The sequence below is a fragment of the Mycobacterium sp. genome, assembly GCF_025965855.1.
In the GTDB taxonomy this organism is placed as follows: Bacteria; Actinomycetota; Actinomycetes; order Mycobacteriales; family Mycobacteriaceae; genus Mycobacterium.
On sequence record NZ_JAOPWB010000281.1, the window covers coordinates 20,157 to 44,080 of the forward strand.

A 23,924-nucleotide genomic window follows, 5' to 3' on the forward strand; every position below is an offset into this window, starting at 1 on the left:
AGGGATCCAACGTACCGCAGGTCGGGCGACGTACAGTGGCGCGCACCCGGCCGGGACGCGCCGGAGGAGGTGGCGTGCGCGACGACGCATCGGGGGAGTCCCCCACGCTGGCAGGGCTCGGTGAGTTCGCGGTCATCGATCGATTGGTGCGGGGCCGCCGACAACCCGCCGCGGTACTGCTCGGGCCGGGCGATGACGCGGCGCTGGTCTCGGCGGGCGACGGCCGCACCCTGGTCTCGACCGATGTGCTGGTGCAGGACCGGCACTTTCGGCTGGACTGGTCGACGCCCCGCGACGTCGGCCGCAAGGCGATCGCCCAGAACGCCGCCGACATCGAGGCGATGGGCGGGCGGGCCACGGCCTTCGTTGTCGGCTTCGCGGCGCCCGGCGATACGCCGGCCGCGCAGGTGGACGCGCTGGTCGACGGGATGTGGGACGAGGCGGGGCGGATCGGCGCCGGCATCGCCGGCGGCGACCTGGTCAGCTGCCCGCAGTGGGTGTTGTCGGTGACGGTGCTGGGTGACCTCGAGGGCCGCGTACCTGTGTTGCGGTCCGGAGCGAAAGCCGGCTCGGTGATCGCCGTCGTCGGGGAACTCGGCCGCTCAGCGGCCGGGTATTCCTTGTGGCACAGAGGTATTGGCCTCGGCACCGAGGGATTCGATGAATTGCGGCGTCGTCACCTGGTGCCGGAGCCGCCCTACGGCCAGGGCGCCGTGGCCGCGGCCGCGGGCGCGCAGGCGATGATCGACGTCTCCGATGGCCTGATCGCCGATTTGCGGCATGTCGCCGAGGCGTCCGGCGTGGCTATCGATTTGTCCACCGCGGCGCTGGGCGCGGACCGCGACGTGCTGGCCGCGGCCGGTGACGCCGTCGGCGCCGACCCCTGGGCATGGGTGCTCGGGGGCGGTGAGGACCATGCCCTGGCGGCGTGTTTCACGGGGCCGCCGCCGGTCGGGTGGCGCGTCATCGGGAGCGTGCTCGACGGGCCGGCCCGCGTGCTCGTCGACGGCGCGAAGTGGAGCGGCTACGCCGGGTGGCAGTCGTACTAGGGTGTCTTTAAATATTAACGTGACCGTGTACGCGATCGCCCAGCTGCGATTAACCGACCGGGCGGTCTACGACCGGTACCAGGCGAGGTTCATGGAGATTTTCCGTCGTCACCCGGGAACGCTGCCGGCCGCCGACGAGTCTCCCGAAGTGATCGAGGGCAAATGGGACCGCGAGAAGCTGGTGCTGATGTCGTTTCCGGATGAGGCCGCCTTTCGCGGTCGCGCGCAATCACCCGAATATCAGGAAATCTCGAAGGACCGGCTGGCGGGCGCCGACACGCTGGCGCTGCTCGTACAAGGGCTGCAATGACCGCGCGCCCATTGAGCGAGCTGGTCGAGCCCGGCTGGGCGGCCGCGCTCAAGCCGGTGACCGACCAGGTCGCCCAGATGGGGCAATTCCTGCGCGCCGAGATCGAGGCCGGCCGCAAGTACCTGCCGGCGGGGCCAAACGTGTTGCGCGCCTTCACCTATCCCTTCGACGACGTCAGGATCCTGATCGTCGGGCAGGACCCCTACCCGACCCCCGGGCACGCCGTGGGCCTGAGCTTCTCGGTGGCACCCGACGTGCGTCCGCTGCCCCGAAGCCTGGCCAACATCTTCGACGAGTACGCCGCCGATCTGGGCCATCCGCAGCCGCAGTGCGGGGACCTGACGCCCTGGGCGCAGCGCGGTGTGCTGCTGCTGAACAGGGTGCTCACGGTGCGCCCCAACAACCCGGCGTCGCATCGGGGCAAGGGTTGGGAAGCGGTGACCGAGTGCGCGATTCGCGCGCTGGCCGAGCGGTCCCGGCCGCTGGTGGCCATCCTGTGGGGCCGCGACGCGTCGACGCTCAAACCCATTCTGGCCGAAGGCGATTGCGTGGCGATCGAGTCGCCGCATCCCTCGCCGCTGTCGGCGTCTCGCGGCTTCTTCGGCTCGCGCCCGTTCAGCCGCGCCAACGAGCTGCTGGCGGGAATGGGTGCCGACCCGATCGATTGGCGGTTGCCCTGACCGCGATGACCGCCCTGCGCGCACACCGCCGGGGCGGCCCCGAGGTGCTGGTCGTCGATCGCGCGCCCGTCCCGGTCCCCGCGGCCGGCGAGGTCTTGGTCGCGGTGCGCGCGGCGGCCATCACGTTCGACGAGCTGACGTGGGAGGAGACGTGGACCCGCGACGGCGTCGGCCGGACCCCGGTGATCCCGTCGCACGAGGTGTCCGGCGTGATCTCTGAAGTGGGCTCCGGCGTAGCGGATTTCAACGCCGGCGACGAGGTCTACGGGCTGATCGAATTCGACCGCGACGGCGCGGCGGCCGAATACGTCACGGTGCCGGCGGCCGACCTGGCCGCCAAGCCGTCGACCGTGTCGCACGCTGTCGCCGCCGCGCTACCGCTGGCCGGGCTCACCGCCCTGCAGGCCTTGATCGACCACGCCGCGGTCCAACCGGGGGAGGCGGTCCTGGTGCACGGCGGGGCGGGCGGGGTCGGTGCCTTGACCGTCCAGCTGGCCGCCATCCTCGGCGCCCATGTCACCGCCACCGTGCGCAGCGACGCCCGCGAGTTCCTCGGCGGGTTCGGCGTGCGGCGGGTGATCGACGTGCGCACCGAGGCGTTCGGCGAAAGCGGCCCCTACGACATCGTCATCGACACCGTCGGCGGCGAGACGTTGGACCGATCGTTTGCCGTGTTGCACCGCGGCGGACGGCTGGTCACCCTGTCGGCGCCGCCTCCGGAGGGCAACGCCGATGAGTACGGCGTCACGGCAACGTTTTTCATCGTGACCCCGAATCGGGGTCAGCTCGACGAGCTTGCCGCCCTCGTGGACGGCGGCCGGCTGCGCGTGGAAATCGCCGCGACGTTCCCGCTCGACCGGGGCAGGGAGGCGTTCGAGAGTGGCCGGCGCCCGGGCCGGCGTGCGGGCAAGACGGTGATCGTCGTCCCGGATTGACGGCCGCGGCAGCGCTGACGTTCGACCGGATGGGACGGTGTTGTCCCGCCGGACGCCGCCGGCGGGACAACATGCGCTGTGTTATTGACCGGCGGGGGAGAGAATCGTCTTGCCGGGCGGCCGGCCGGCGTCGGCCGCGTCGTGCACTGCGGCGGCCTCGGCCAGCGTGCGGCGGTCGGCGACGTCGATGCGCAGTTGTCCCGCGTCGACGCGGCTGACGAGGCCGGCCAACTGCGCGGCGTCGCTACGGACGAAGATCCGCTGAGCGCGCACCCCCCGCGCGGGATCCTCCAGCCCAGACGTCATGGTGCCGACATGGAAGCCGCCGTCGGCGACGACGCCGACGAGCGCCTCGGTCTCCTCCGGTGACGTGCTCACCAAGTTGAGCACCACGTCGAACGGCTGTCCGGCGACGGCGATCGGTGTTGCCGTGTAGTCGACGTAGCCGATGATCCGGTCGGCTCCGTAGCCGCGTAGACGGTCCACGCTGCGCGCCGATGCGGTTGCGGTGACGATGGCACCGGCTTCCTTGGCGAGCTGGACGGCGTAGCCGCCGACCGCTCCGCCGGCGCCGTTGATCAGGATCGTCTGCCCGGCCTTCAATCCGGCGACTTCGAACAAAGCCTGCCACGCCGTCAACCCGACGGTCGGCAGCGCGGCCGAATCGGCCAGTGCCACCGACCGCGGCGCGGCCGCCAACACCTCCGCCGGCGCCAGCGCGTACTCGGCGGCAGCACCGTCGGCGTCCAACGGGAGCAACGCCACGACCGCGTCGCCGACGTTCCACCCCGTCACCCCGTCGCCGAGTTCGGCGATGGTGCCGGCCACGTCGATACCCGGGATGTGCGGAAAGGTGATCGCGTACACCTCGGACAGATAGCCGCCGCGGATGCCCGCGTCAACCGGGTTGAACGAGGTCCCGGCCACCTTCACCAGAACCTGCCCAGCTCCCGGGGTCGGCCGCTGGACCTCTGCGGATTCCAGCACCTCGCTGCTGCCGTAACGGTGGTAAAGCACTGCCTTCATGGTTTCCTCCACTACCTATTTGCTTCGAAATTGAAGCGGTTACAGAAGAAGCAACTTGCTTCGAGATCGAAGCAATCCCGGCGGAAGGTGTGATCGTCGTCTCATTGCTTCGAGATCGAAGCAGTACCATTGCGGCATGGTGGAAGCCCTCAAGCCCGGGCAACTGAGCACGTACTTCGCCCTCACCGAGGCATTCAGCCTGCTCCAGTACGCCGTGCGACAGCAGCTGAAGGCCGAAGGCGATCTCAGTTACGTGCAGTTCGAGATCTTGGCCAAACTCGCCGACGCCGACGGGCAACTCACCATGACCGACCTGGCCGACGGGGTGGTGTACAGCCGCAGCGGCCTGACCCATCAGGCGGGACTGTTGGAAAAAGCGGGGCTCATCACCCGCGACGCCAGTCCCGATGACCAGCGAGCCACACTCGTCGACATCACCGAGGCGGGCCGAGCCCTTGTCGCCAAGGTTCTACCCGGCCACATCCAGGTGGTACGCAACCTTTTGTTCGACTCGCTTTCGGACGAAGACGTGCACACCCTGGGCGAGATAATGAGCCGCGCCCGCGACCACATGCGTGCCCTACCGCCCCGCTCTGCCGCGCCGCGTAAGCACCGTGCTTCGGAGGCTTGAATAATCGAGCAGCGTGCCGCTGACAGTCAGCTAGCCGCGGACGACCTTGCCGGCCTTGATGCAGGACGTGCAGACGTTCAGCCGCTTCTTGTTGCCGCCGGGACGGGTCACGACGTGCACGGTCTGGACGTTGGGGTCCCACCGGCGGCTGGTGCGGCGGTGAGAGTGCGACACCGACTTGCCGAAGCCGGGGCCTTTCCCGCAGATTTCGCACACAGCGGCCATTGTTCAAACTCCTCAAAATGTTCGGGGGGTCCGGCCACCGGCCGGCACGGCCCAGGGTGACCCGGGCCTGCCCAGGATACCGACTGACATGGGCAACCACCAAAACGGCCGACGGCGTGCGACCGGTGCTGTCGCCCCTGCTGGCTAGGCTCAATGGGCCGGTTCACCCGGGCCCGCGGGCGCGCGGCCGCGGCCTGAAGCCGTGCGTATCGTCGCCGGGCTACGCTGGCGCCCACCGGGAGGCTGGCGCGGAGGGAGGTGGGTCACTTGGGCACCTCGGAGGGTGCTTTTGATGCGTCTGGTGCGTCCAGGGATGCCCTGTTGGACGCGGTGATCCTTCGGGACTGGGCCCATACCGCCGTCAGCGACCTGATCACCCACATCGACGAGATCAACCGGCTCAACGTGTTCCCGGTCGCCGATTCGGACACCGGTGCCAACATGCTGTTCACCATGCGTTCCGCGCTGGCGGAGGCCAACGCGGGAGCCGGCGCCGACCGGTGCGTGGCGCGGGTGGCGGCGGCACTGTCGGCCGGTGCGATGAACGGCGCCCGTGGAAATTCTGGAGTGATATTGTCGCAGCTCCTGCGCGGCATCGCCGATGTCACCGCGGCCGCGGCAGCAGACTCCGGTGGCGAGCTGCCCCACATGAACGCCGTTACCTTCGGGGCGGCGCTGCAGCGCGGCGTCGAGCTGGTCATCACGTCGATGGGCGGCGAGGAAGTACCCGGGACCATCGTGTCGGTGTTGCGGGCCGCCGCCGACGCCGTCGAGGCGTGCGCCGACGAGGGACTGCCCGCGGCGATCACCGCTGCCGGCGACGCGGCGGTGGTCGCGCTGGAAAAGACCCCCGAGCAGCTCGATGTGCTCGCCCACGCCGGCGCGGTGGACGCCGGCGGACGCGGCCTGCTGGTGCTGCTGGACGCGTTGCGTTCCACCATCACCGGGCACGCGCCCCCACGAACCGTGTACGAGCTATCGCCGCGCGCGGCGCGGCCCGAAACGGCCGCCGCACACCCGGCGCCGCAGTTCGAGGTCATGTACCGGCTGGACGGCTGCGATTCCTTGGCCGCGGACGCGCTGCGGAATCGGCTCGAGGGCCTCGGCGAATCCGTGGCCATCGCTCAGGCGGCCGCGCAGGAATCCGCCGCGCCCGACAGCTACTCCGTGCACGTGCACACCGACGACGCCGGGGCCGCCGTCGAGGCGGGACTGGTGGCCGGGCGCCTCAGCCGCATCGTCATCTCGGCGCTGAGCTCCGGCGCCACCGGGCTGCCCGCCGGCGGCTGGACGCGCGAACGGGCCGTGCTGGCCGTCGTCGACGGCGACGGCGCCGCGGAGCTGTTCGCCGGCGAGGGCGCGTGCGTGCTGCAGCCGGATCTGGCCATGGACGTCAGCGCCCACCAGCTGGTGCGGGCCGTGGTCGACACCGGCGCCGCCCAGGTGATGGTGCTGCCCAACGGTTACGTGCCCGCCGAGGAGCTAGTGGCCGGCTGCACGGCGGCCATCGGGTGGGGGATCGACGTGGTGCCGATACCGACGGGGTCGATGGTGCAGGGGCTGGCCGCGCTGGCCGTTCACGACACCGATAGGCAGGCGGTCGACGACGGCTTCACCATGGCCCGCGCCGCCGGCGCGGCCCGGCACGGCTCGGTACGCATCGCGACCGAGAGCGCGTTGACCTGGGCCGGTCGCTGCCAGCCGGGCGACGGCCTGGGCATCGCGGGCGACGAGGTGCTCATCGTGGCCGCCGATGTGGCCGGGGCGGCGATCGGCCTGCTCGATCTGTTGCTGGCATCCGGCGGCGACCTGGTGACCGTGCTGATCGGCGCCGGCATCGAGGATGAAGCCTCCAACTCTGTGGGCGACATCCTGCAAGACCACGTGCACGACAACCACCCGGGAACCGAGCTGATGGCGTACCGCACCGGCCACCGCGGCGATGTCCTGCTGATCGGGGTGGAGTAGCCGTGGCGTCACTGTCCGACCGGCTGGACTACGTCGTGGGCGGCAAGGTGGTGAAACTGCTCGACGACGAGTTCGGCATCCGCACCGTCGACGACCTGCTCCGGCACTACCCGCGCGGCTACTCCGAGGGCGCGGCCCGCTGGGGCTTCGACGACGAGCGGCCCGAAGAGGGTGAGCACATCACCATCGTCGACGTCATCACCGATGCGGTGACGAAGCAGATGAATAAGGACCCGAAGAAGAAATATTGCCGCATCACCGTTGGCAGCGGACGCAACAAGGTGACGGCGACGTTTTTCAACGCGGGCTGGATCAGCAAGGATCTGACCAAAAACACCAAGGTGATGCTGTCCGGGGAAGTGGGTTACTACAAGGGGACCATGCAGTTCACCCACCCCGCGTTTCTCGTCCTCGACTCGCCGGACGGAAAGACCCATGGCACCAGGTCGCTGGCCAAGATCGCCCACGCGTCACGAGCCACCAGCGCCGAAGAGGTCATAGACGCTTACGAACGCCGCTTCTTCGCGATCTACCCCGCCAGCGCGAAACTGCAGAGCTGGGACATCTTCGCCTGCGTGCGACAGGTGCTCGACGTCCTGGATCCCGTCGTCGATCCGCTGCCGGAAGACCTGCGCGCGGAACTCGGCCTGATCTCCGAAGACAAGGCGCTGCGCGCCATCCATGTCTCCGAGGACGAGCGCGAACGTCAAAGGGCGCGTGAGCGATTGACGTTCGACGAGGCCGTCGGCCTGCAGTGGGCGCTGGCCGCCCGCCGGCACGGTGAGCTGTCCGAGTCGGGGCCGCCGGCACCGCCGCGGCCGGAAGGCTTGGCCGGGGAACTGTTGCGCCGCTTGCCGTTTGAACTGACCGCCGGGCAGCGCGAAGTGCTCGACGTACTTTCCGAGGCGCTCGCGTCCACCCGTCCGATGAACCGCCTGCTGCAGGGTGAGGTCGGCTCCGGCAAGACGATCGTTGCGGTGTTGGCGATGCTGCAGATGGTCGACGCGGGCTACCAGTGCGCGCTGCTGGCGCCGACGGAAGTCCTCGCCGCGCAACATCTCCGATCGATCCGCGACGTGCTCGGCGAGTTGGCGATGGCCGGCCAGCTGGGCGGGGCGGAAAACGCCACCCGGGTGGCGCTGCTCACCGGCTCGATGACCGCGGCGCAGAAGAAGCAGGTCCGCGACGAGGTCGCCGGCGGGCAGGCCGGCATCGTCGTCGGGACCCATGCGCTGCTGCAGGACGCGGTGGACTTCAACAGCCTGGGCATGGTGGTGGTCGACGAACAGCATCGGTTCGGTGTCGAGCAGCGAGATCAGTTGCGCGCCAAGGCCCGTCCGGGCGTCACCCCCCACCTGTTGGTGATGACGGCCACGCCGATACCACGCACCGTCGCGCTCACCGTCTACGGCGACCTGGAGACCTCGACGCTGCGCGAACTTCCGCGCGGACGCCAGCCGATCAGCAGCAACGTCATCTTCGTCGGCGACAGGCCCGCGTGGCTCGACCGTGCCTGGCACCGCATCATCGAGGAGGCCGCCGCGGGCCGCCAAGTGTATGTGGTGGCGCCCCGAATCGACGAGACCGACGACGCGGAAAAAGGAGAGGAGGCCGGCAGGCGTTCGTCGACCGCAGTGGGACTCTTCGACGGATTGCGCTCCAGGGAGCTGGCGGACCTGCGCCTGGGGCTGATGCACGGACGGTTGTCGGCCGACGAGAAGGACGCCGCGATGGCCGCGTTTCGCGCGGGTGAAATCGATGTGCTGGTGTGCACCACGGTCATTGAGGTCGGTGTCGACGTCCCCAATGCCACGGTCATGCTTGTGATGGACGCCGACCGGTTCGGGATCAGCCAGCTGCATCAGCTGCGCGGCCGCATCGGCCGCGGGCAGCATCCGAGCCTGTGTCTGCTGGCCAGCTGGGTCCCCCCGGAATCGCAGGCCGGTCGGCGGCTGCGGGCCGTCGCCGAGACCATGGACGGGTTCGCCCTCGCCGACCTGGACCTCAAGGAGCGCCGCGAAGGGGATGTGCTGGGCCGCAACCAATCCGGCAGGGCCATCACCCTGCGGCTGCTGTCGCTGGCCGATCACGGAACGTACATCGAAGCCGCCCGCGACTTCTGCGTCCGGGCCTACGAGCAGGACCCCTCGAATCCCGAATTACGGTTGATGGCAGCGCGTTTCACCGAAACTGACCGAATCGACTACCTCGATAAATCATGAACCGAAAGCTGCTGCTGTGGTTGTCGGCGGCCGCGGTGCTCGCGGTGCTGGTCGCCTATCAGACGCTGGGATCGTTGTCGGCCAAGCGTGCCGAAGTCGCCGCCCGCGCGGACGTGCCCACCGTGCAACCCGGCACCGATGTGCTCGCGGGCGTCGCGGTGCTGCCCGAGCGGGCCCATCGGTACGATTACCGCCGCGCGGCGTTCGGCGATGCCTGGGACGACAACAACGACGCCCCGCTCGGGCACAACGAGTGTGACACCCGCGACGACATCCTCAACCGCGACCTCGTCGACAAGACGTACGTTTCGATCAAGCGGTGTCCGAACGCGGTGGCGACCGGAACCCTGCACGACCCGTACACCAACACCACCGTGGCGTTTCAGCGGGGCGCCAAGGTCGGCGAAGCCGTGCAGATCGACCACATCGTCCCGCTGGCCTACGCCTGGGACATGGGGGCCTACAACTGGCCGCTGCCCGAGCGGCTGCGATTCGCCAACGATCCGGCCAACTTGCTGGCCGTAGAAGGGCAGGCCAATCAGGACAAGGGCGATTCGCCGCCGGCCCTATGGATGCCGCCGAACACCGCGTTCGCGTGTCAATACGCGATGCAGTTCATCACCGTGCTGCGCGGTTACCAGTTGGCGCTGGACCAGCCGTCGGCAGGAGTGCTGCGTCAGGCCGCGGGCACCTGCCCGGCGGGGTAGCGCCGCCGACGCGGCGGCAACGGATCAAGCGCCGTCGTAGGTGTCCGGATCCGGGCGCAGCCGGGTGCAGTCGTTGAGGCCGTCGATCGTATCCATGTGCTCGCCGGCCAATTCGAAATCGAAGATGTCCAGATTGCCGGCGATGCGCTCGGGCTTGCTCGAGCGGAAAATTACCGAGTTACCCAGTTGCACGTTCCACCGGAGCAGCACCTGGGCCGGCGTTTTGCCGTATTCGGCGGCCACCGAGGTCACCGTCGGGTTATCGATCAGCTTCCCCAGTGCGAGCGGCGTGTAGGACTGCGTGACGACGTTGTGCTGGGCATTCGCCTTACGCAGATCGCCCTGGTTGAGCAGTGGGTGCAGCTCGATCTGGTTGACCGCCGGTGTGACGAAGGTCAGGTCGATGACCGTCGAGAGCTGGTCCTCGGTGAAGTTGGATACGCCGATCGAGCGGGCATGGCCATCTCCGCGGGATTGGATCATGCCGCCGAAGGCGTCGACGTACTGGCCCCGCGCCGGGGCCGGCCAATGAATCAGGTAGAGGTCGACGTAGTCCAGGCCGAGTCGCTCCAGGCTGGCGCTGCAGGCCACCGGGGCCTTGCTGAAACCGTGGTCCTCGGTGGCGAGCTTGGTGGTGACGAACAGCTCCGCGCGTGGAATCCCGGAAGCCGCGATGGCGCGGCCCACGGCCGCTTCGTTGCCGTAGGCGGCGGCGGTGTCGATGAGCCGGCAGCCGACTTCGAGAGCGGCCGACACCGCCCGCTCAGCCTCGTCCTCCGACAAGTCGGCGACCCCCAGGCCGAGCACCGGCATGGTGTTTTCGTCATTGAGAGCTATCGAGGGTATGGCGGCGCCCGACTCGCGAGTCAACGTCATTCACCTACCTGTGAAATTGAAGGTTCGTGGATCCGGCCCGGTCGGGTTCCGTCGTCGAGCGAAGCAATGAGTTCGAAATCGAACACGTCGAAGTTGCTCGCAATCCGTGTGGCGTTCACCGACTTGGGGACTCACGATATTACCCACTGGAAACACCACCTAATCAACACCTGTGCGTGCCGTACTCGTCGTGGTCGGAATTCGGCAATGTGGTCACGACGTAGGGTGGTCGCACGCACGCCGGAATCGACGGGGTATCGGATAACCGTCGTTCGGCGTGAGTAGGGGAGCAGGAGAAGTCATGGCCAAGGGTCTCGCGCCGGCGCTCGACCTTAGAGAGAAACGCGCACCGATGCGGTGGACGAGCCGCATGCAGGGCGCGGTCTCCACCATCGGTATCAAGGTCATTCCGTGGATTCCGGCCCCCGCCAAGCGGGCACTGTTCGGCGGCCGCTCGGTGATCATCGACGGCAACACGCTGGACCCGACGCTGCAGCTGATGCTGTCCGGGTTGCGCGCCGTCGGCATCGACGGCCTGGTCGTCGACGACGACGCGGGTGCTTCCCGAGCCAACAAGCGCCAGCTGTCGATGGAACTTCCCGGACCGCAGATTCATGTCGAGGTGGACGAGCTCTCGCTGCCCGGACCGGCCGGTGAGATCCGCACGCGCCACTACCGTCCGGCCGGTGTTGCGGCCGCGCCACTGCTGGTCTTCTACCACGGCGGTGGCTGGGTGATCGGCGATCTGGACACCTACGACGCGCTGTGCCGGCTGACGTGTCGTGACGCCGGCATCCACGTGTTGTCGATCGACTACCGGCTGGCTCCCGAGCACCCGGCGCCGGCGGCGGTCGAGGATGCCTACGCGGCCTTCAAGTGGGCACACGAGCACGCCGGTGAACTCGGCGCGATCCCCGGGCGGGTCGCGGTCGGCGGCGACAGCGCCGGCGGCAATCTGGCCGCCGTCGTCTCCCAGCTGGCCCGCGACGACGGCGGACCCGCCCCCGTGTTGCAGTGGCTGATCTACCCGCGGACCGACCTCACCGCCAAAACAAGGTCGATGAGCCTGTTCGCCCGCGGCTTCCTGCTGACCAGGCGCGACATCGATTGGTTCGAGTCTCAGTACCTGAGACGTTCGGGGCTAGACCGGGAGGATCCGCGCGTGTCACCGCTGCTGGCCGAGTCGCTGTCGGGGCTGGCGCCCGCACTGATCGCGGTCGCAGGCTTCGACCCGTTACGCGACGAAGGCGAGGCCTACGCCGCGGCGCTGGAGGCCGCCGGGACGGCGGTGGACCTGCGCTACATGGGCTCGCTCACCCACGGCTTCGCGAATCTGTTCCAGCTGGGCGGCGACAGCGCCGTCGGGACCAGCGAACTGATTTCGGCGCTGCGTGCCCACCTGAGCCGTGCCTGATTCACCGGGCCGAGCGCCGGTACGCTAGAGGCGCCTCTCAAGCGTTCATCATTGTCTAGAGCGTCATTGTCCGACCGCCGGACAAGCCAGCATCGAAGGATCAGCGAACCCGTGGCCGACAAACCCAAACGCCCCCCGCGATACGACCTGAAGCCCGGTACCGGCAAATCCGGCCGACTCATCCAGATCGCCGGCACCGCGTTCGTCATACTCCTCCTGGTCGGCGTCGTCTACTGGGCCGTCAGCCACAAAAAGAAGAGCAGCGCCACCGGCGAGGGCGACACCGTGCGGGTCACGTCGAGCAAGCTGGTCACCCAGCCGGGGTCCAGCAACCCGAAGGCCGTGGTGGCGTTCTACGAGGACTTCCTGTGCCCGGCCTGCGGTAAATTCGAGCGCACGTTCGGGCCGACCGTTTCCAACCTCATCGACGTCGGCGCCATCGCGGCCGATTACTCCATGGTGTCGATTCTGGACAGCCCGAAGAACCAGAACTATTCGTCGCGGGCGGGCGCGGCGGCCTTGTGCGTCGCCGACGAATCCATCGATGCTTTCCGCCGTTTCCACAGCGCGCTGTACAGCGCCGACATCCAGCCCAGCGAGACCGGCACCAGCTTCCCCGACAACGCGCGGCTGATCGAACTCGCCCGCGAAGCCGGCGCCGTCGGCAAGGTCCCCGATTGCATCAACAGCGGCAAGTACCTTTCCAAGGTCACCGGCGAGGCGGCGGCTGCCAAGATCAACGCCACCCCCACCATCAAGATCAACGGCGACAATTACGAGCCGTCGACGCCCGACGCGCTGGTCAGCAAGATCAAGTCGATAGTGGGCGAGGTGCCGGGCATAGACACCGCCGTCGCTCCCGCGCAGTGACGACAACCCCGGTGTCGGCCCAGCGCGCCGAGGACGGCGGCGACCTGACGCCGGATTCGCCCGGCCGGGCGCGCGTCGCCGCGCCCAGCGCGTGGTGGGTGCTCATCGCCGGGGTGATCGGCCTGGCTGCGTCGCTGACCCTGACGGTGGAGAAGATCGAAATCCTGCTCAACCCGTCGTACGTGCCGTCGTGCAACATCAACCCGATCGTGTCGTGCGGGTCGGTGATGGTGACGCCGCAGGCGTCGATTCTGGGATTCCCCAACCCGCTGCTCGGCCTGGTGGGCTTCACCGTGGTGATTGTCACCGGCGTCTTGGCGGTAGCGAAAGTGCCTCTGCCCCAATGGTATTGGGCCGTGCTGACGGTCGGGGTGCTGATCGGTTCGGCGTTCGTGAATTGGCTGATCTTCCAGAGCCTGTATCGCATCGGGGCGTTGTGCCCGTACTGCATGGTGGTCTGGGTGGTCACCATCGCGCTGCTGGTGGTGGTCGCCTCGGTCGCGTTTCGTCCGGCGCTGCAACGCCGGCAGACCGGTCCGGTGCGGGTGCTGTACCAGTGGCGGTGGTCGATCGCCGCGCTGTGGTTCACGGCGGTGTTTCTGCTGATCATGGTGCGGTTCTGGGACTATTGGTCGACGCTCTTGTGAACGCCTGCGCGTGACCCGGATCATCGGCGGCGTCGCCGGGGGCCGGCGCATCGCGGTCCCGCCGCGGGGAACCAGGCCGACCACCGACCGGGTGCGCGAATCGCTCTTCAACATCGTCACCGCGCGGCGGGACCTGACCGGCCTGACGGTGCTTGACCTGTACGCCGGTTCGGGCGGGCTGGGGCTGGAGGCGCTGTCGCGCGGGGCCGCCTCCGCGCTCTTCGTGGAATCCGACCAGCGCGCCGCGGCCGTCATCGCGCGCAACATCGAGGCGCTGGGCCTGGCCGGCGCGACCCTGCGCCGCGGCACGGTGGCGACCGTCCTGGCCGCCGGGGCCGCGTCTCCGGTGGACCTGATACTGGCCGACCCGCCCTACGACATCGACGCCGCGGAGATGAACGCCGTGCTGGCCACGCTGACCGCGCGCGGCTGGGTGCGCGAGCGAACCGTTGCGGCGGTAGAGCGCGCGACCGGCGGCGCGGCGCTGACGTGGCCGGCGGGCTGGTCCGGGTGGGCCGAGCGTATTTACGGCGACACCCGTCTGGAGCTGGCCGAATTCGGGTGAGCCAGGCGTGTACCGTCATTCGTCATGAGCGGCGCGGTATGCCCCGGTTCTTTTGACCCGGTGACATTGGGGCACATCGATGTCTTCGAACGCGCCTCGGCCCAGTTCGACGAGGTGGTCGTGGCGATCCTGGCGAACCCCGCCAAGAAGGGCATGTTCGACCTCGACGAGCGGATCGCCATGATCGAGGAGTCGACGACGCACCTGCCCAACCTGCGGGTGGAGGCCGGCGAGGGTCTGGTGGTCGACTTCGTCAGGTCGCGCGGCATGACCGCCATCGTGAAGGGCCTGCGCACCGGCACCGACTTCGAATACGAGCTGCAGATGGCGCAGATGAACAAGCACATCGCCGGTGTGGACACGTTTTTCGTGGCCACCACCCCGCGCTATTCGTTCGTGTCCTCGTCGCTGGCCAAAGAGGTCGCGATGTTCGGCGGAAACGTGACGGAGCTTCTGCCCGAACCTGTGAATCGCCGGTTGCGCGAGAAGCTTTCGGACCGGCCCTGAGAGCCGTCAGAAAACGACGGTTTCGTTGTCGTGAACGATAACCCGGTCCTCGCAATGCCACAGCACGGCACGGGATAGCACCGCGCGTTCGACGTCGGCACCAATGCGCACCAGATCGTCGACCGTGTGGGTGTGATTGACGCGCACGACGTCTTGTTCGATGATCGGCCCCTCGTCGAGCGCCTCGGTGACGTAGTGGGCGGTGGCGCCGACCAGCTTGACACCGCGTTCGCGGGCGCGCTGGTAGGGTGCCGCGCCGGTGAAGGCGGGAAGGAACGAGTGATGGATGTTGATGAGCGGGCAGCCGACCGCGTCGAGGAATGCCGGGCTCAGTATCTGCATGTAGCGGGCCAGCACCACCAAATCCACGTTGCCGCTGAGCAACTGAAGCTGACGCTGTTCGGCTTCGGCGCGGATCGCACGGGTGGCGGGGATGTGGATGAACGGCACCCCGAAGGGGCGCACGTGATCGGCCAGGTCCGGGTGGTTGGCGATCACCATCGCAACAGCCATCTGAAGCTCGCCGCGACGATTGCGCCACAACAGGTCTAACAGGCAGTGGTCTTCCTTCGACGCCATGATCGCGACGCGCTTGGGCTTGGCCGCCTCGGTGAATCGGTAGTCGATGTTGAATCTGTCGGCGACGGTGCGGGCGAAGTCGCGCTCGAGCTCGTCCCTGGCGGCGGTCAGGCCAGGCAGGTGAAAAATCGCGCGCTGCAGGAATGTTCCGTCCTCCGGGGCGGTGGAATGCTGGTCCAGCGAAATGATGTTCGCGCCGGCCTGAGCCAGAAAGTTGCTCACCGCGGCGATCAGTCCCGGCCGGTCGTGGCAGCGCAGCAACAGCCGGCCGATGTCGCCCGGTGGCGGTGGGCCGCAAGGCGGTGGCGGATAGTCACCAGCCCCCGTCGGCGTTGGCATCCCGGAGTCCGCCATCATGGCTTCCTTAGCCGATGGGTCCCGCTAGCGGGACCGACAGATTGAAATTTCCGCAGGCCCAGGATACTGCCCATAGTGCGCCGCACCTGAAATCGGACAAAGACGCACCTGTAGATTTCGACCGACCCAGCAAGGGGGAGAATTTGGTGCACTTGACGGTTGTTCGTGAGAAGCTCATCGTGGCTTTCGTCAGTTAAGGCATTCGCGTCATGTGATGTTTACGGCCGTTCGTCGCATTGATGGCTGTGATCATGATGACCATCTGCCGGCTCGGGGGATCCGCCCATCATGCGCAGCATGGGAAGCCCCCCCGTGGTGACGAACCGGGCGATCAGCACTGCCGCGATGACAAGGAACGCAATGTTGAGCCAGGTGGTGTAATTCCACGAGATCGACGCTTCCATCACCCTGGCGTTGCGCTGCTTTGGAACCAGACCCGTTGCACCGAATAGCAATTCGACGAGGTAACCGGCGGCGACCATTGCGGCGTAGAAGGTGCCGAGCAGCGTCAGCATCATCCTGGTGCCGTAGTACTTGCGGTAGATGTTCAGAATCGGCAGGATCAGCAGGTCGGCGTAGATGAATGCGATGACACCGCCGAAGCTGATGCCCCCGTTCCACAGCACCGCGGCCAGCGGCACATTGCCGATCGAGCAGACGAAGGACACGATCGCCACGAGCGGTCCCACGATCGGCCCCCACACCGTGGACCAGCCCGGGTGATCGGTCAAAAAGAAGCTCCGCCAAAAGCTTTCGGGTACCCACGCCGCGATGGCACCCGCGATCAGCAGGCCCACGACGAGGTCGCGCAGAATCGCCAACCACTCCATGACGAACACGTGCGAGACCGAGGTGAAGCCCTGCGGGGAGAAGAGCCGTTGCCAAAATGAGCCCTCCTTTTGGATCGACATGTCCATGGCGGCATGGCCTTCCATCGAGCCGGCGATTCCGCGCTCGGCCTGCTCCCGGGCCGCCTCGACGAGCTGGGACCGCACGAACAGCCGGAACAGGACGGCGAGCACCACGATCATCAGCGGGCCGCCCACGAATTCCGCGGCGGTGAACTGCCAGCCCATCAGTAGCGCCAGGATGATGCCCAGCTCAACCACGAGGTTCGTCGAACCGATCTCGAACGCCATCGCAGCGGTGAAGTTGGCACCCTTGCGGAACAGCGAGCGCGCCAGAGCCACCGCGGCGTAGGAGCACGATGACGACGCCGCTCCCAGCCCGGCCGCCACCGCCAGCGTGCGCGGCCGGTCGTCACCCATCAGGGTCACGATCGTCGACCGAGGCACCACGGCCTGCACCACCGCCGACAGGGCGAAGCCCAGGATCAGCGCCCACAGGATTTCCCACGTCATCGACCCCGCCAAGCCCAGGCCATGACCGATCGCCGCCAGCACCCTCACTGAGTCCTCCGCTTCGGTCGTTCGGAGCCGCGTCCGTCAGTCGGTCAATCTATACCCCAGGGGGGTATAAAGCAAGGCGGGAGTGGGCCGATTTCGAGGCTCGGGCGGTCCTGGTCCCTAGAATGGCTGCACAATCGGTGCGGGGACTGGGCAAAAAAATATGGACTGAGAAACCCCGCGTGGCGGTCGGGCCCGCGGCACGGCGTGAACGGGCAAATCGATGAATTTCACTCGCGACATGCGGGTTCGGCGAGCAAATGCCCGACACACCGGCGTCGCCACCACTGTCACAGAGGTAACAGCAGGCACACTGGTAACAACAACGACGCCAGGAGGGTATGGCCGTGTACCGAGTTTTTGAAGCGCTGGACGAATTGGGCGCCATCGTCGAAGAGGCGCGCGGCGTGCCAATGACGGCCGGCTGTGTGGTCCCCCGCGGCGACGTGCTGGAGCTGATCGACGACATCAAGGATGCGATCCCCGGCGAACTGGACGACGCCCAGGACGTGCTCGACGCGCGTGATTCGATGCTGCAGGACGCCAAGTCGCATGCCGAATCCATGGTCTCCTCGGCGACCACGGAATCGGAGTCGATGCTCAACCACTCCCGTGCCGAGGCGGACCGGCTCCTGTCCGACGCGAAAGCGCAGGCGGACCGGATGGTCAGCGAGGCGCGCCAGCACAGCGAGCGGATGGTCGGAGAGGCTCGCGAGGAGTCGATTCGCATCGCCACGGCGGCGAAACGCGAGTACGAGGCCAGCGTCGGCCGCGCCCAGGCCGAAGCCGATCGGCTGATCGAGAACGGCAACATCTCCTACGAGAAGGCCGTGCAGGAGGGCATCAAGGAGCAGCAGCGCCTGGTCTCGCAGAACGAGGTGGTGCAGGCGGCCAACGCCGAGGCCACCCGCCTCATCGACACCGCGCACGCCGAGGCCGATCGGCTGCGGGGCGAGTGTGACATCTACGTCGACAACAAGCTCGCCGAGTTCGAGGAGTTCCTCAACGGCACGCTGCGTTCCGTGGGACGCGGTCGCCACCAGCTCCGCACGGCCGCCGGGACCCACGACTACGCGACGCGCTAGCCCGTCCGCGCCCTTTCATTACTCGCGGGGCGCCGTAGGATTTCTTCTATGACGCGGCAGCACAGCACTACAAGGACCCGCCGAGGAGCGCCACGGCCAGCCGCGCCTATGACGGTGGACATCACCCGGCTGGGGCGGCGTCCGGGCGCGATGGTCACTCTGCGGGAAACCGTGCCCAGCCCGTCGCGCATCGGACTGGACATGATCGCGATCGACCGGGGCGCCCCGTTGGAACTGGACCTGCAAGTGCAGTCGGTGTCCGAAGGCGTGCTGGTGACCGGAACGGTGGCTGCGCCCACCCTCGGCGAATGCTCCCGTTGTCTGACGCCGGTCACCGGGAGTGTGCAGGTCGGGTTGACCGAACTGTTCGCCTACCCCGACAGCACGACCGAGGCGACCACCGAGGAAGACGAGGTCGGTCACATCGTCGACGACACCATCGACCTGGAGCAGCCCATCGTCGACGCCGTCGGGCTGGAGCTGCCGTTCGCGCCGGTGTGCACGCCGGATTGCCCGGGGTTGTGCCCCGAATGCGGTGTTGCGCTCGCGGCGGAGCCCGGCCATCACCACGATCGCATCGACCCGCGGTGGTCCAAGTTGGCCGAGATGTTGCCGTCCGACCCGGACATCCCGGGGGACGAGCGGTGAGCTCGCGGCAAGCCCTGCTCGATGCGCTCGGGGTCGACCTCCCCGACGAGCTGCTCTCACTGGCCGTGACGCACCGCAGCTATGCCTACGAGCACGGCGGGCTGCCGACCAACGAGCGCCTGGAGTTCTTGGGTGACGCCGTCTTGGGCCTCATCATCACCGACGAGCTCTACCATCGCCACCCAGATCGATCCGAAGGCGACCTCGCCAAGCTGCGGGCCAGCGTGGTCAACACCCAGGCGCTGGCCGACGTCGCGCGGAATTTGTCCGAAGGGGGTCTCGGCGTGCATCTATTGCTCGGGCGGGGCGAGGCGAACACCGGCGGGGCCGACAAGTCGAGCATCCTGGCCGACGGCATGGAATCGCTCCTCGGCGCGATCTACCTGCAGCACGGAATCGACACGTCGCGTGAGGTGATCCTGAGGCTGTTCGGCCCGCTGCTGGACGCTGCGCCGACGCTGGGAGCCGGTCTGGACTGGAAGACCAGCCTGCAGGAGCTGACCGCGGCGCGTGGCATGGGGGCGCCGTCCTACATGGTGACCTCCACCGGGCCGGACCACGACAAGGAGTTCACCGCGGTGGTCGTGGTGATGGACACCGAATACGGGTCGGGCATGGGCCGCTCCAAGAAGGAGGCCGAGCAAAAGGCCGCCGCGGCAACCTGGAAAGCGCTGGAAGTGCTGGACCCCGCGGGGAAAACGTCCGTCTAGGTCGACGGTGATGATGGTGATGACCCGCTGCGCCCGGCTTCGCCGCGCTTGCGATCATCACTGGATCGATGGTGATGACCCGCTGCGCCCGGCTTCGCCGCGCTTGCGATCATCACTGAATGCCCGAACTGCCCGAAGTCGAGGTGGTGCGCCGCGGCTTGCAGGCCCGCGTGGTGGGCAAGAAGATCACCGCGGTCCGGGTGCATCATCCGCGCGCGGTGCGCCGCCACGAGGCCGGGCCCGCCGACCTCACCGCCCGGCTGCTCGACGCGAAGATCACCGGAACCGATCGGCGCGGCAAGTACCTGTGGCTGCTGCTGGACGGTCCCGACGGCGCGGACACAGCGCTCGTCGTGCACCTCGGCATGAGCGGGCAGATGCTGTTGGGGGAGGTGCCGCGCGCCGACCACGTCCGCATCTCCGCGCTGCTCGACGACGGGACCGTGCTGAGCTTCGCCGACCAGCGGACGTTCGGGGGGTGGATGCTCGCCGACCTGGTCAGTGTCGACGGCAGCGTGGTTCCGCTGCCGGTCGCCCACCTGGCGCGTGACCCGCTGGATCCCCGCTTCGACGCCGACGCGGTGGTAAAGGTGTTGCGGCGCAAGCATTCCGAGATCAAACGGCAGCTCCTCGATCAGCAGGTGGTGTCGGGGATCGGCAACATCTACGCCGACGAGGCGCTGTGGCGGGCCAAGGTGCACGGCGCGCGGGTCGCCGCCACGCTGACTCGCCGCCAGCTGATCGCCGTGCTGGACGCCGCCGCCGACGTGATGCGCGACGCGCTGGTCAAGGGCGGCACCTCGTTCGACTCGCTGTACGTCAACGTCAACGGCGAGTCGGGGTACTTCGACCGGTCCCTGGACGCCTACGGCCGCGAAGGCGAACCCTGCCGGCGCTGCGGCGCGGTGATGCGCCGGGAGAAGTTCATGAACCGTTCCTCGTTCTACTGCCCGAGATGCCAGCCGCGGCCCCGTGTTTCGAGTGAGCGTTCAGGGCTTTGATTGTGCGTGTGCGGCGGGAATTCGCCGGCTTTTTCACCACGGGATCACGCTCAAAGCCCTCAACGCACACTCGACGGGCCCGCCGGCGCAAAGTCCGCCCGGTAGAAAAGAAGCCATGACGGAACTGTGGGTGGAACGCACCGGATCGCGCCGCTACACGGGATACAGCTCGCGCGGCGCGCAGGTGCTCATCGGCTCCGACGACGTCGAGGGCGTGTTCACCCCCGGCGAGCTGCTCAAGATCGCGCTGGCAGCGTGCAGCGGAATGTCCACCGACGAGCCGCTGGCGCGCCGGCTGGGCGACGACTACAAGGCCGTGGTCAAGGTGTCCGGCGCCGCCGACCGCGAACAGGAACGCTATCCGCTGCTCGAGGAGATTCTCGAGCTGGACATGTCGGGACTCTCCGAGGAGGAGAAGGAGCGCCTGCTGTTGGTCGCCAACCGGGCGGTCGATCTGGTCTGCACCGTCGGGCGCACGCTCAAATCCGGCACGACCGTCAACTTCGAGATCGTCGATGTCGGAGCCTGACGTCCGGCTGACCGCTTGGGTGCGCGGCAGGGTCCAGGGGGTCGGCTTCCGCTGGTGGACCCGCTGCCGGGCGCTCGAGCTCGGCCTCACCGGTTATGCCGCCAACCTGGCCGACGGCCGCGTGCTGGTGGTCGCACAGGGACCGCGCGAGGCCGCCGAGAGACTGCTGCAGCTGCTGGAGGGCGGCGCCGCGTCGCCTTCCCGGCCGGGTCACGTCGACGAGGTGGTCGCTGAATGGTCGGAGCCGCAAGAGCAGTTCAACGGTTTCGTTGAGCGCTGACACCGCCGGCTGTGATAGCGGCGGCGCTATCACGTTTCAGAAGGCAACATGGCTTCTCCGAGTGACTGATGTGGCCACTGTGGCCAGTGCGTCCAGCTGTAAACCACAGGCATATTTCGGGCAGGCCGACACTCCTCGGTGAAGCTGACCCTGGCGACTTGAGCGGTAGTCTGGCACGCCGTGTACCTCAAGAGTCTGACGCTGAAGGGCTTCAAGTCCTTCGCATCGCCGACGACTCTGCGCTTCGAGCCGGGCATCACCGCCGTCGTCGGGCCCAACGGCTCCGGCAAGTCCAACGTCGTCGACGCCTTGGCGTGGGTGATGGGCGAGCAGGGGGCAAAGACGCTGCGCGGGGGGAAGATGGAGGACGTCATCTTCGCCGGCACCTCCTCGCGGGCCCCGCTGGGCCGCGCTGAAGTCACCGTCACCATCGACAACTCCGACAACGCGCTGCCGATCGAGTACTCCGAGGTGTCGATCACGCGGCGGATGTTCCGCGACGGTGCCAGCGAATACGAAATCAACGGCAGCAGTTGCCGTTTGATGGACGTCCAGGAGCTGCTGAGCGATTCGGGCATCGGCCGGGAGATGCACGTCATCGTCGGGCAGGGCAAGCTCGACGAGATCCTGCAGTCGCGACCCGAGGACCGCCGCGCGTTCATCGAAGAGGCCGCGGGCGTGCTCAAGCACCGCAAGCGCAAGGAGAAGGCGCTGCGCAAGCTCGACGCGATGCAGGCGAACCTGGCGCGGCTCAGCGACCTGACCACCGAACTGCGCCGCCAGCTCAAACCCCTGGGCCGCCAGGCCGAGGTGGCCCGTCGCGCCCAGACCATCCAGGCCGACCTGCGCGACGCGAAGTTGCGGCTGGCCGCCGACGACCTGGTCAGCCGGCAGGTGGAGCGCGACGCGATCTTCGAGGCCGAGGCCCTCATGCGCCGCGAGCACGACGAGGCCGCCTCCCGCCTGGCGGTGGCTTCGGAGGAGCTGACCGCGCACGAGACCGCGCTCACCGAGCTCTCGGGCCGGGCCGAATCGGTGCAGCACACCTGGTTCGGGCTGTCCGCCCTGGCCGAGCGCGTGGCCGCCACGGTGCGCATCGCCAGCGAACGCGCTCAGCATCTCGACGTCGAGCCGGTGATGACCGGTGACACCGATCCCAGGAAGCCCGAGGAGCTGGAAGCCGAGGCCCAGCAGGTGGAGGTGACCGAGCAGCGGCTGTTGGCCGAGCTGGCCGCGACGCGGACCCGCCTGGACGCCGCGCGCGCCGAATTGGCCGAGCGCGAGCGCGCGGCCGCCGAGGCAGACCGGGCCCACCTGGCGGCGGTGCGCGCGGAGGCGGACCGGCGCGAGGGCCTGGCGCGGCTGGCCGGCCAGGTGGAGACCATGCGGGCGCGCGTCGAATCGATCGATGACAGCGTCGCGCGGCTGTCCGAGCGCATCGAAGAGGCCGCCACCCGCGCGCAGCAGACCCGGGCCGAGTTCGAGACCGTGCAGGCACGCGTGGGCGAACTGGACCAGGGCGAGGTGGGCCTCGATGAGCACCACGAGCGGACCGTGGCCGCGTTGCGGTTGGCCGACGAACGCGTCGCCGAGCTGCAGGCCGCCGAGCGGGGTGCTGAACGGGAAGTGGCTTCGCTGCGCGCCCGCATCGACGCGCTCTCGGTAGGCCTGGAACGCAAGGACGGCGCGGCGTGGCTCGCTCAAAACCACGCTGGCACAGGGCTTTTCGGCCCGATCGCCAAGCTGGTCAAGGTGCGGTTGGGCTACGAGGCGGCGCTGGCCGCGGTGCTCGGATCGGCGGCCGACGCGCTGGCCGCCGATAGCTTCGGCGCGGCCCGTTCCGCGGTCGCCGCCCTCAAGCAGGCCGACGGGGGCCGCGCGGCCCTGGTTCTGGGCGACTGGCCCGGCCCAGAAAACCATCCCGAACCCGCGCCCGCCGCCGCGCTGCCGCACGGCGCGCTGTGGGCGCTCGATCTCGTCGAGGCGCCCCCGCGGCTGCGCGGGGCGATGACGGCCATGCTGTCCGGCGTCGCGGTGGTCAACGACCTCGGCGACGCGCTGGACCTGGTGGCGGCCCGGCCACAGTTGCGCGCGGTCACGCTCGACGGTGACCTGGTGGGCGCCGGCTGGGTGAGCGGGGGTTCGGACCGCAAGCTCTCCACGCTGGAGCTCACCTCGGAAATCGACAAGGCCGCCGGCGAGCTGACGGCCGCGGAAGCGCAGGTGGCGCAGCTGAGCGCCGCCCTGTCCGGCGCACTGACCGAGCAGGCCGCCCGCCAGGATTCGGCCGATCAGGCGCTGGCCGCGCTCAACGAATCCGACACCGCGATCTCGGCGATGTACGAGCAGCTGGGCCGCCTCGGGCAGGACGCCCGCGCGGCCGAAGAAGAGTGGAACCGCTTGCTGCGCCAGCGCGAGGAGGCCGAAGCCGGGCGCGCGCAGACCGTCGACGAGGTCACCGCGCTGGAAACCCGGCTGCGCAACGCCCAGGAGACCCAGCACGTGCACGCGGCGGAACCCGTGAGTCGCCAGCAGATCGCCGCCGCCGCCGAACACGCCCGCGGCGTGGAAGTGGAGGCCCGGCTGGCGGTGCGGACCGCCGAGGAGCGCGCCAACGCGGTGCGGGGGCGGGCGGACTCCCTGCGGCGCGCGGCCGCTGCCGAACGCGAAGCGCGGCTGCGGGCCCAGCAGGCGCGC

At 68.4% G+C, this 23,924-nt stretch carries 25 protein-coding genes and 1 pseudogene; 20 read left to right on the forward strand and 6 right to left on the reverse strand.

The window, feature by feature from the left end; genetic code table 11:
* Nucleotides 1-74: 74 nt before the first annotated feature.
* The 4 genes from JWP83_RS23995 to JWP83_RS24010 are packed head-to-tail and all read left to right on the forward strand — an operon-like array spanning nucleotide 75 to nucleotide 2,974.
* A complete protein-coding gene (locus JWP83_RS23995) occupies nucleotides 75-1,049 on the forward strand; it encodes a thiamine-phosphate kinase (RefSeq protein WP_297735913.1) in 975 nt (324 codons plus the stop codon).
* A 19-nt stretch (nucleotides 1,050-1,068) separates the two neighbouring features.
* The gene (locus JWP83_RS24000) at nucleotides 1,069-1,359 is read left to right on the forward strand and encodes a DUF1330 domain-containing protein (protein WP_297735916.1); all 291 of its coding nucleotides are present in this window, start codon (nucleotides 1,069-1,071) and stop codon (nucleotides 1,357-1,359) included.
* Nucleotides 1,356-2,039 (forward strand): uracil-DNA glycosylase, encoded by a 684-nt coding sequence (locus JWP83_RS24005; protein ID WP_297735919.1) that lies wholly within the window; start codon nucleotides 1,356-1,358, stop codon nucleotides 2,037-2,039. The genes JWP83_RS24000 and JWP83_RS24005 overlap by 4 nt, the downstream gene beginning before the upstream one ends.
* Before the next feature lie 5 nt (nucleotides 2,040-2,044).
* On the forward strand, nucleotides 2,045-2,974 hold the full coding sequence (locus JWP83_RS24010; RefSeq protein WP_297735921.1) for an NADP-dependent oxidoreductase: 930 nt from the start codon (nucleotides 2,045-2,047) through the stop codon (nucleotides 2,972-2,974).
* An 81-nt stretch (nucleotides 2,975-3,055) separates the two neighbouring features.
* On the opposite strand, the gene JWP83_RS24015 is transcribed toward JWP83_RS24010, so the two are convergent.
* Nucleotides 3,056-4,000 carry an NADP-dependent oxidoreductase gene (locus JWP83_RS24015; protein WP_297735924.1) on the reverse strand — a complete coding sequence of 315 codons (945 nt, stop codon included), beginning with the start codon at nucleotides 3,998-4,000 and terminating at the stop codon, nucleotides 3,056-3,058.
* A gap of 136 nt (nucleotides 4,001-4,136) precedes the next feature.
* On the opposite strand from JWP83_RS24015, the gene JWP83_RS24020 reads away from it, so the two are divergent.
* Complete coding sequence (locus JWP83_RS24020) at nucleotides 4,137-4,631, forward strand: MarR family winged helix-turn-helix transcriptional regulator (RefSeq protein ID WP_297735927.1); 495 nt, start codon at nucleotides 4,137-4,139, stop codon at nucleotides 4,629-4,631.
* A gap of 30 nt (nucleotides 4,632-4,661) precedes the next feature.
* Here JWP83_RS24020 and rpmB read toward each other — a convergent pair whose 3' ends face one another.
* Nucleotides 4,662-4,856, reverse strand: coding sequence for a 50S ribosomal protein L28 (gene rpmB / locus JWP83_RS24025; RefSeq protein ID WP_260744676.1), 195 nt, complete (start codon nucleotides 4,854-4,856; stop codon nucleotides 4,662-4,664).
* 321 nt (nucleotides 4,857-5,177) lie between these two features.
* Between rpmB and JWP83_RS24030 the strand changes: the two genes are divergently transcribed.
* From JWP83_RS24030 to JWP83_RS24040, 3 genes are read left to right on the forward strand one after another with little or no spacing between them, the layout of a single operon-like run.
* Nucleotides 5,178-6,824, forward strand: a complete 1,647-nt coding sequence (locus tag JWP83_RS24030; protein ID WP_297735933.1) for a DAK2 domain-containing protein — start codon at nucleotides 5,178-5,180, stop codon at nucleotides 6,822-6,824.
* Between the two features lie 2 nt (nucleotides 6,825-6,826).
* Nucleotides 6,827-9,046 carry an ATP-dependent DNA helicase RecG gene (gene recG / locus JWP83_RS24035; RefSeq protein ID WP_297735937.1) on the forward strand — a complete coding sequence of 740 codons (2,220 nt, stop codon included), beginning with the start codon at nucleotides 6,827-6,829 and terminating at the stop codon, nucleotides 9,044-9,046.
* Nucleotides 9,043-9,753: an HNH endonuclease family protein gene (locus tag JWP83_RS24040; protein WP_297735940.1), complete on the forward strand. Its 711-nt coding sequence runs from the start codon at nucleotides 9,043-9,045 to the stop codon at nucleotides 9,751-9,753. The genes recG and JWP83_RS24040 overlap by 4 nt, the downstream gene beginning before the upstream one ends.
* A gap of 24 nt (nucleotides 9,754-9,777) precedes the next feature.
* On the opposite strand, the gene JWP83_RS24045 is transcribed toward JWP83_RS24040, so the two are convergent.
* Both JWP83_RS24045 and JWP83_RS24050 read right to left on the reverse strand, forming a co-directional pair.
* The gene (locus tag JWP83_RS24045; protein WP_297735995.1) at nucleotides 9,778-10,623 is read right to left on the reverse strand and encodes an aldo/keto reductase; all 846 of its coding nucleotides are present in this window, start codon (nucleotides 10,621-10,623) and stop codon (nucleotides 9,778-9,780) included.
* A gap of 6 nt (nucleotides 10,624-10,629) precedes the next feature.
* Nucleotides 10,630-10,760, reverse strand: a pseudogene (locus JWP83_RS24050) (oxidoreductase); the annotation flags it as partial.
* Between the two features lie 170 nt (nucleotides 10,761-10,930).
* Here JWP83_RS24050 and JWP83_RS24055 point away from each other — a divergent pair.
* From JWP83_RS24055 to coaD, 5 genes are all read left to right on the forward strand, one after another.
* On the forward strand, nucleotides 10,931-12,043 hold the full coding sequence (locus tag JWP83_RS24055; protein ID WP_297735943.1) for an alpha/beta hydrolase: 1,113 nt from the start codon (nucleotides 10,931-10,933) through the stop codon (nucleotides 12,041-12,043).
* A gap of 111 nt (nucleotides 12,044-12,154) precedes the next feature.
* Entirely contained in the window at nucleotides 12,155-12,913 is a 759-nt protein-coding gene (locus tag JWP83_RS24060; RefSeq protein WP_297735946.1) for a DsbA family protein, read from the forward strand.
* Nucleotides 12,914-12,957: 44 nt separating this feature from the next.
* Entirely contained in the window at nucleotides 12,958-13,560 is a 603-nt protein-coding gene (locus tag JWP83_RS24065) for a vitamin K epoxide reductase family protein (protein ID WP_297735998.1), read from the forward strand.
* A 10-nt stretch (nucleotides 13,561-13,570) separates the two neighbouring features.
* Nucleotides 13,571-14,125, forward strand: a complete 555-nt coding sequence (gene rsmD, locus JWP83_RS24070; protein WP_297735949.1) for a 16S rRNA (guanine(966)-N(2))-methyltransferase RsmD — start codon at nucleotides 13,571-13,573, stop codon at nucleotides 14,123-14,125.
* Nucleotides 14,126-14,149: 24 nt separating this feature from the next.
* Nucleotides 14,150-14,632, forward strand: coding sequence for a pantetheine-phosphate adenylyltransferase (gene coaD, locus JWP83_RS24075; protein WP_297735952.1), 483 nt, complete (start codon nucleotides 14,150-14,152; stop codon nucleotides 14,630-14,632).
* A gap of 6 nt (nucleotides 14,633-14,638) precedes the next feature.
* Here the strand turns inward: coaD and purU are convergent, their stop codons facing one another.
* Both purU and JWP83_RS24085 read right to left on the reverse strand, forming a co-directional pair.
* Nucleotides 14,639-15,565, reverse strand: a complete 927-nt coding sequence (gene purU, locus JWP83_RS24080; protein ID WP_297735955.1) for a formyltetrahydrofolate deformylase — start codon at nucleotides 15,563-15,565, stop codon at nucleotides 14,639-14,641.
* Nucleotides 15,566-15,786: 221 nt separating this feature from the next.
* Nucleotides 15,787-16,977, reverse strand: coding sequence for a permease (locus tag JWP83_RS24085; protein WP_297735957.1), 1,191 nt, complete (start codon nucleotides 16,975-16,977; stop codon nucleotides 15,787-15,789).
* A 344-nt stretch (nucleotides 16,978-17,321) separates the two neighbouring features.
* Between JWP83_RS24085 and sepIVA the strand changes: the two genes are divergently transcribed.
* The 7 genes from sepIVA to smc form a co-directional block, all read left to right on the forward strand.
* The gene (gene sepIVA, locus JWP83_RS24090) at nucleotides 17,322-18,059 is read left to right on the forward strand and encodes a cell division protein SepIVA (RefSeq protein WP_297735960.1); all 738 of its coding nucleotides are present in this window, start codon (nucleotides 17,322-17,324) and stop codon (nucleotides 18,057-18,059) included.
* A gap of 48 nt (nucleotides 18,060-18,107) precedes the next feature.
* On the forward strand, nucleotides 18,108-18,707 hold the full coding sequence (locus tag JWP83_RS24095; protein WP_297735963.1) for a DUF177 domain-containing protein: 600 nt from the start codon (nucleotides 18,108-18,110) through the stop codon (nucleotides 18,705-18,707).
* Entirely contained in the window at nucleotides 18,704-19,417 is a 714-nt protein-coding gene (gene rnc / locus JWP83_RS24100) for a ribonuclease III (RefSeq protein ID WP_297735966.1), read from the forward strand. The genes JWP83_RS24095 and rnc overlap by 4 nt, the downstream gene beginning before the upstream one ends.
* A 119-nt stretch (nucleotides 19,418-19,536) precedes the next feature.
* Nucleotides 19,537-20,418 (forward strand): DNA-formamidopyrimidine glycosylase, encoded by an 882-nt coding sequence (gene mutM, locus JWP83_RS24105; RefSeq protein WP_297735969.1) that lies wholly within the window; start codon nucleotides 19,537-19,539, stop codon nucleotides 20,416-20,418.
* A gap of 115 nt (nucleotides 20,419-20,533) precedes the next feature.
* On the forward strand, nucleotides 20,534-20,947 hold the full coding sequence (locus JWP83_RS24110; protein WP_297735972.1) for an OsmC family protein: 414 nt from the start codon (nucleotides 20,534-20,536) through the stop codon (nucleotides 20,945-20,947).
* A complete protein-coding gene (locus tag JWP83_RS24115; protein ID WP_297735975.1) occupies nucleotides 20,934-21,227 on the forward strand; it encodes an acylphosphatase in 294 nt (97 codons plus the stop codon). The genes JWP83_RS24110 and JWP83_RS24115 overlap by 14 nt, the downstream gene beginning before the upstream one ends.
* Nucleotides 21,228-21,407: 180 nt before the next feature.
* Nucleotides 21,408-23,924 (forward strand): chromosome segregation protein SMC (gene smc, locus JWP83_RS24120; RefSeq protein ID WP_297735978.1); only part of this gene is annotated, 2,517 nt, incomplete at its 3' end.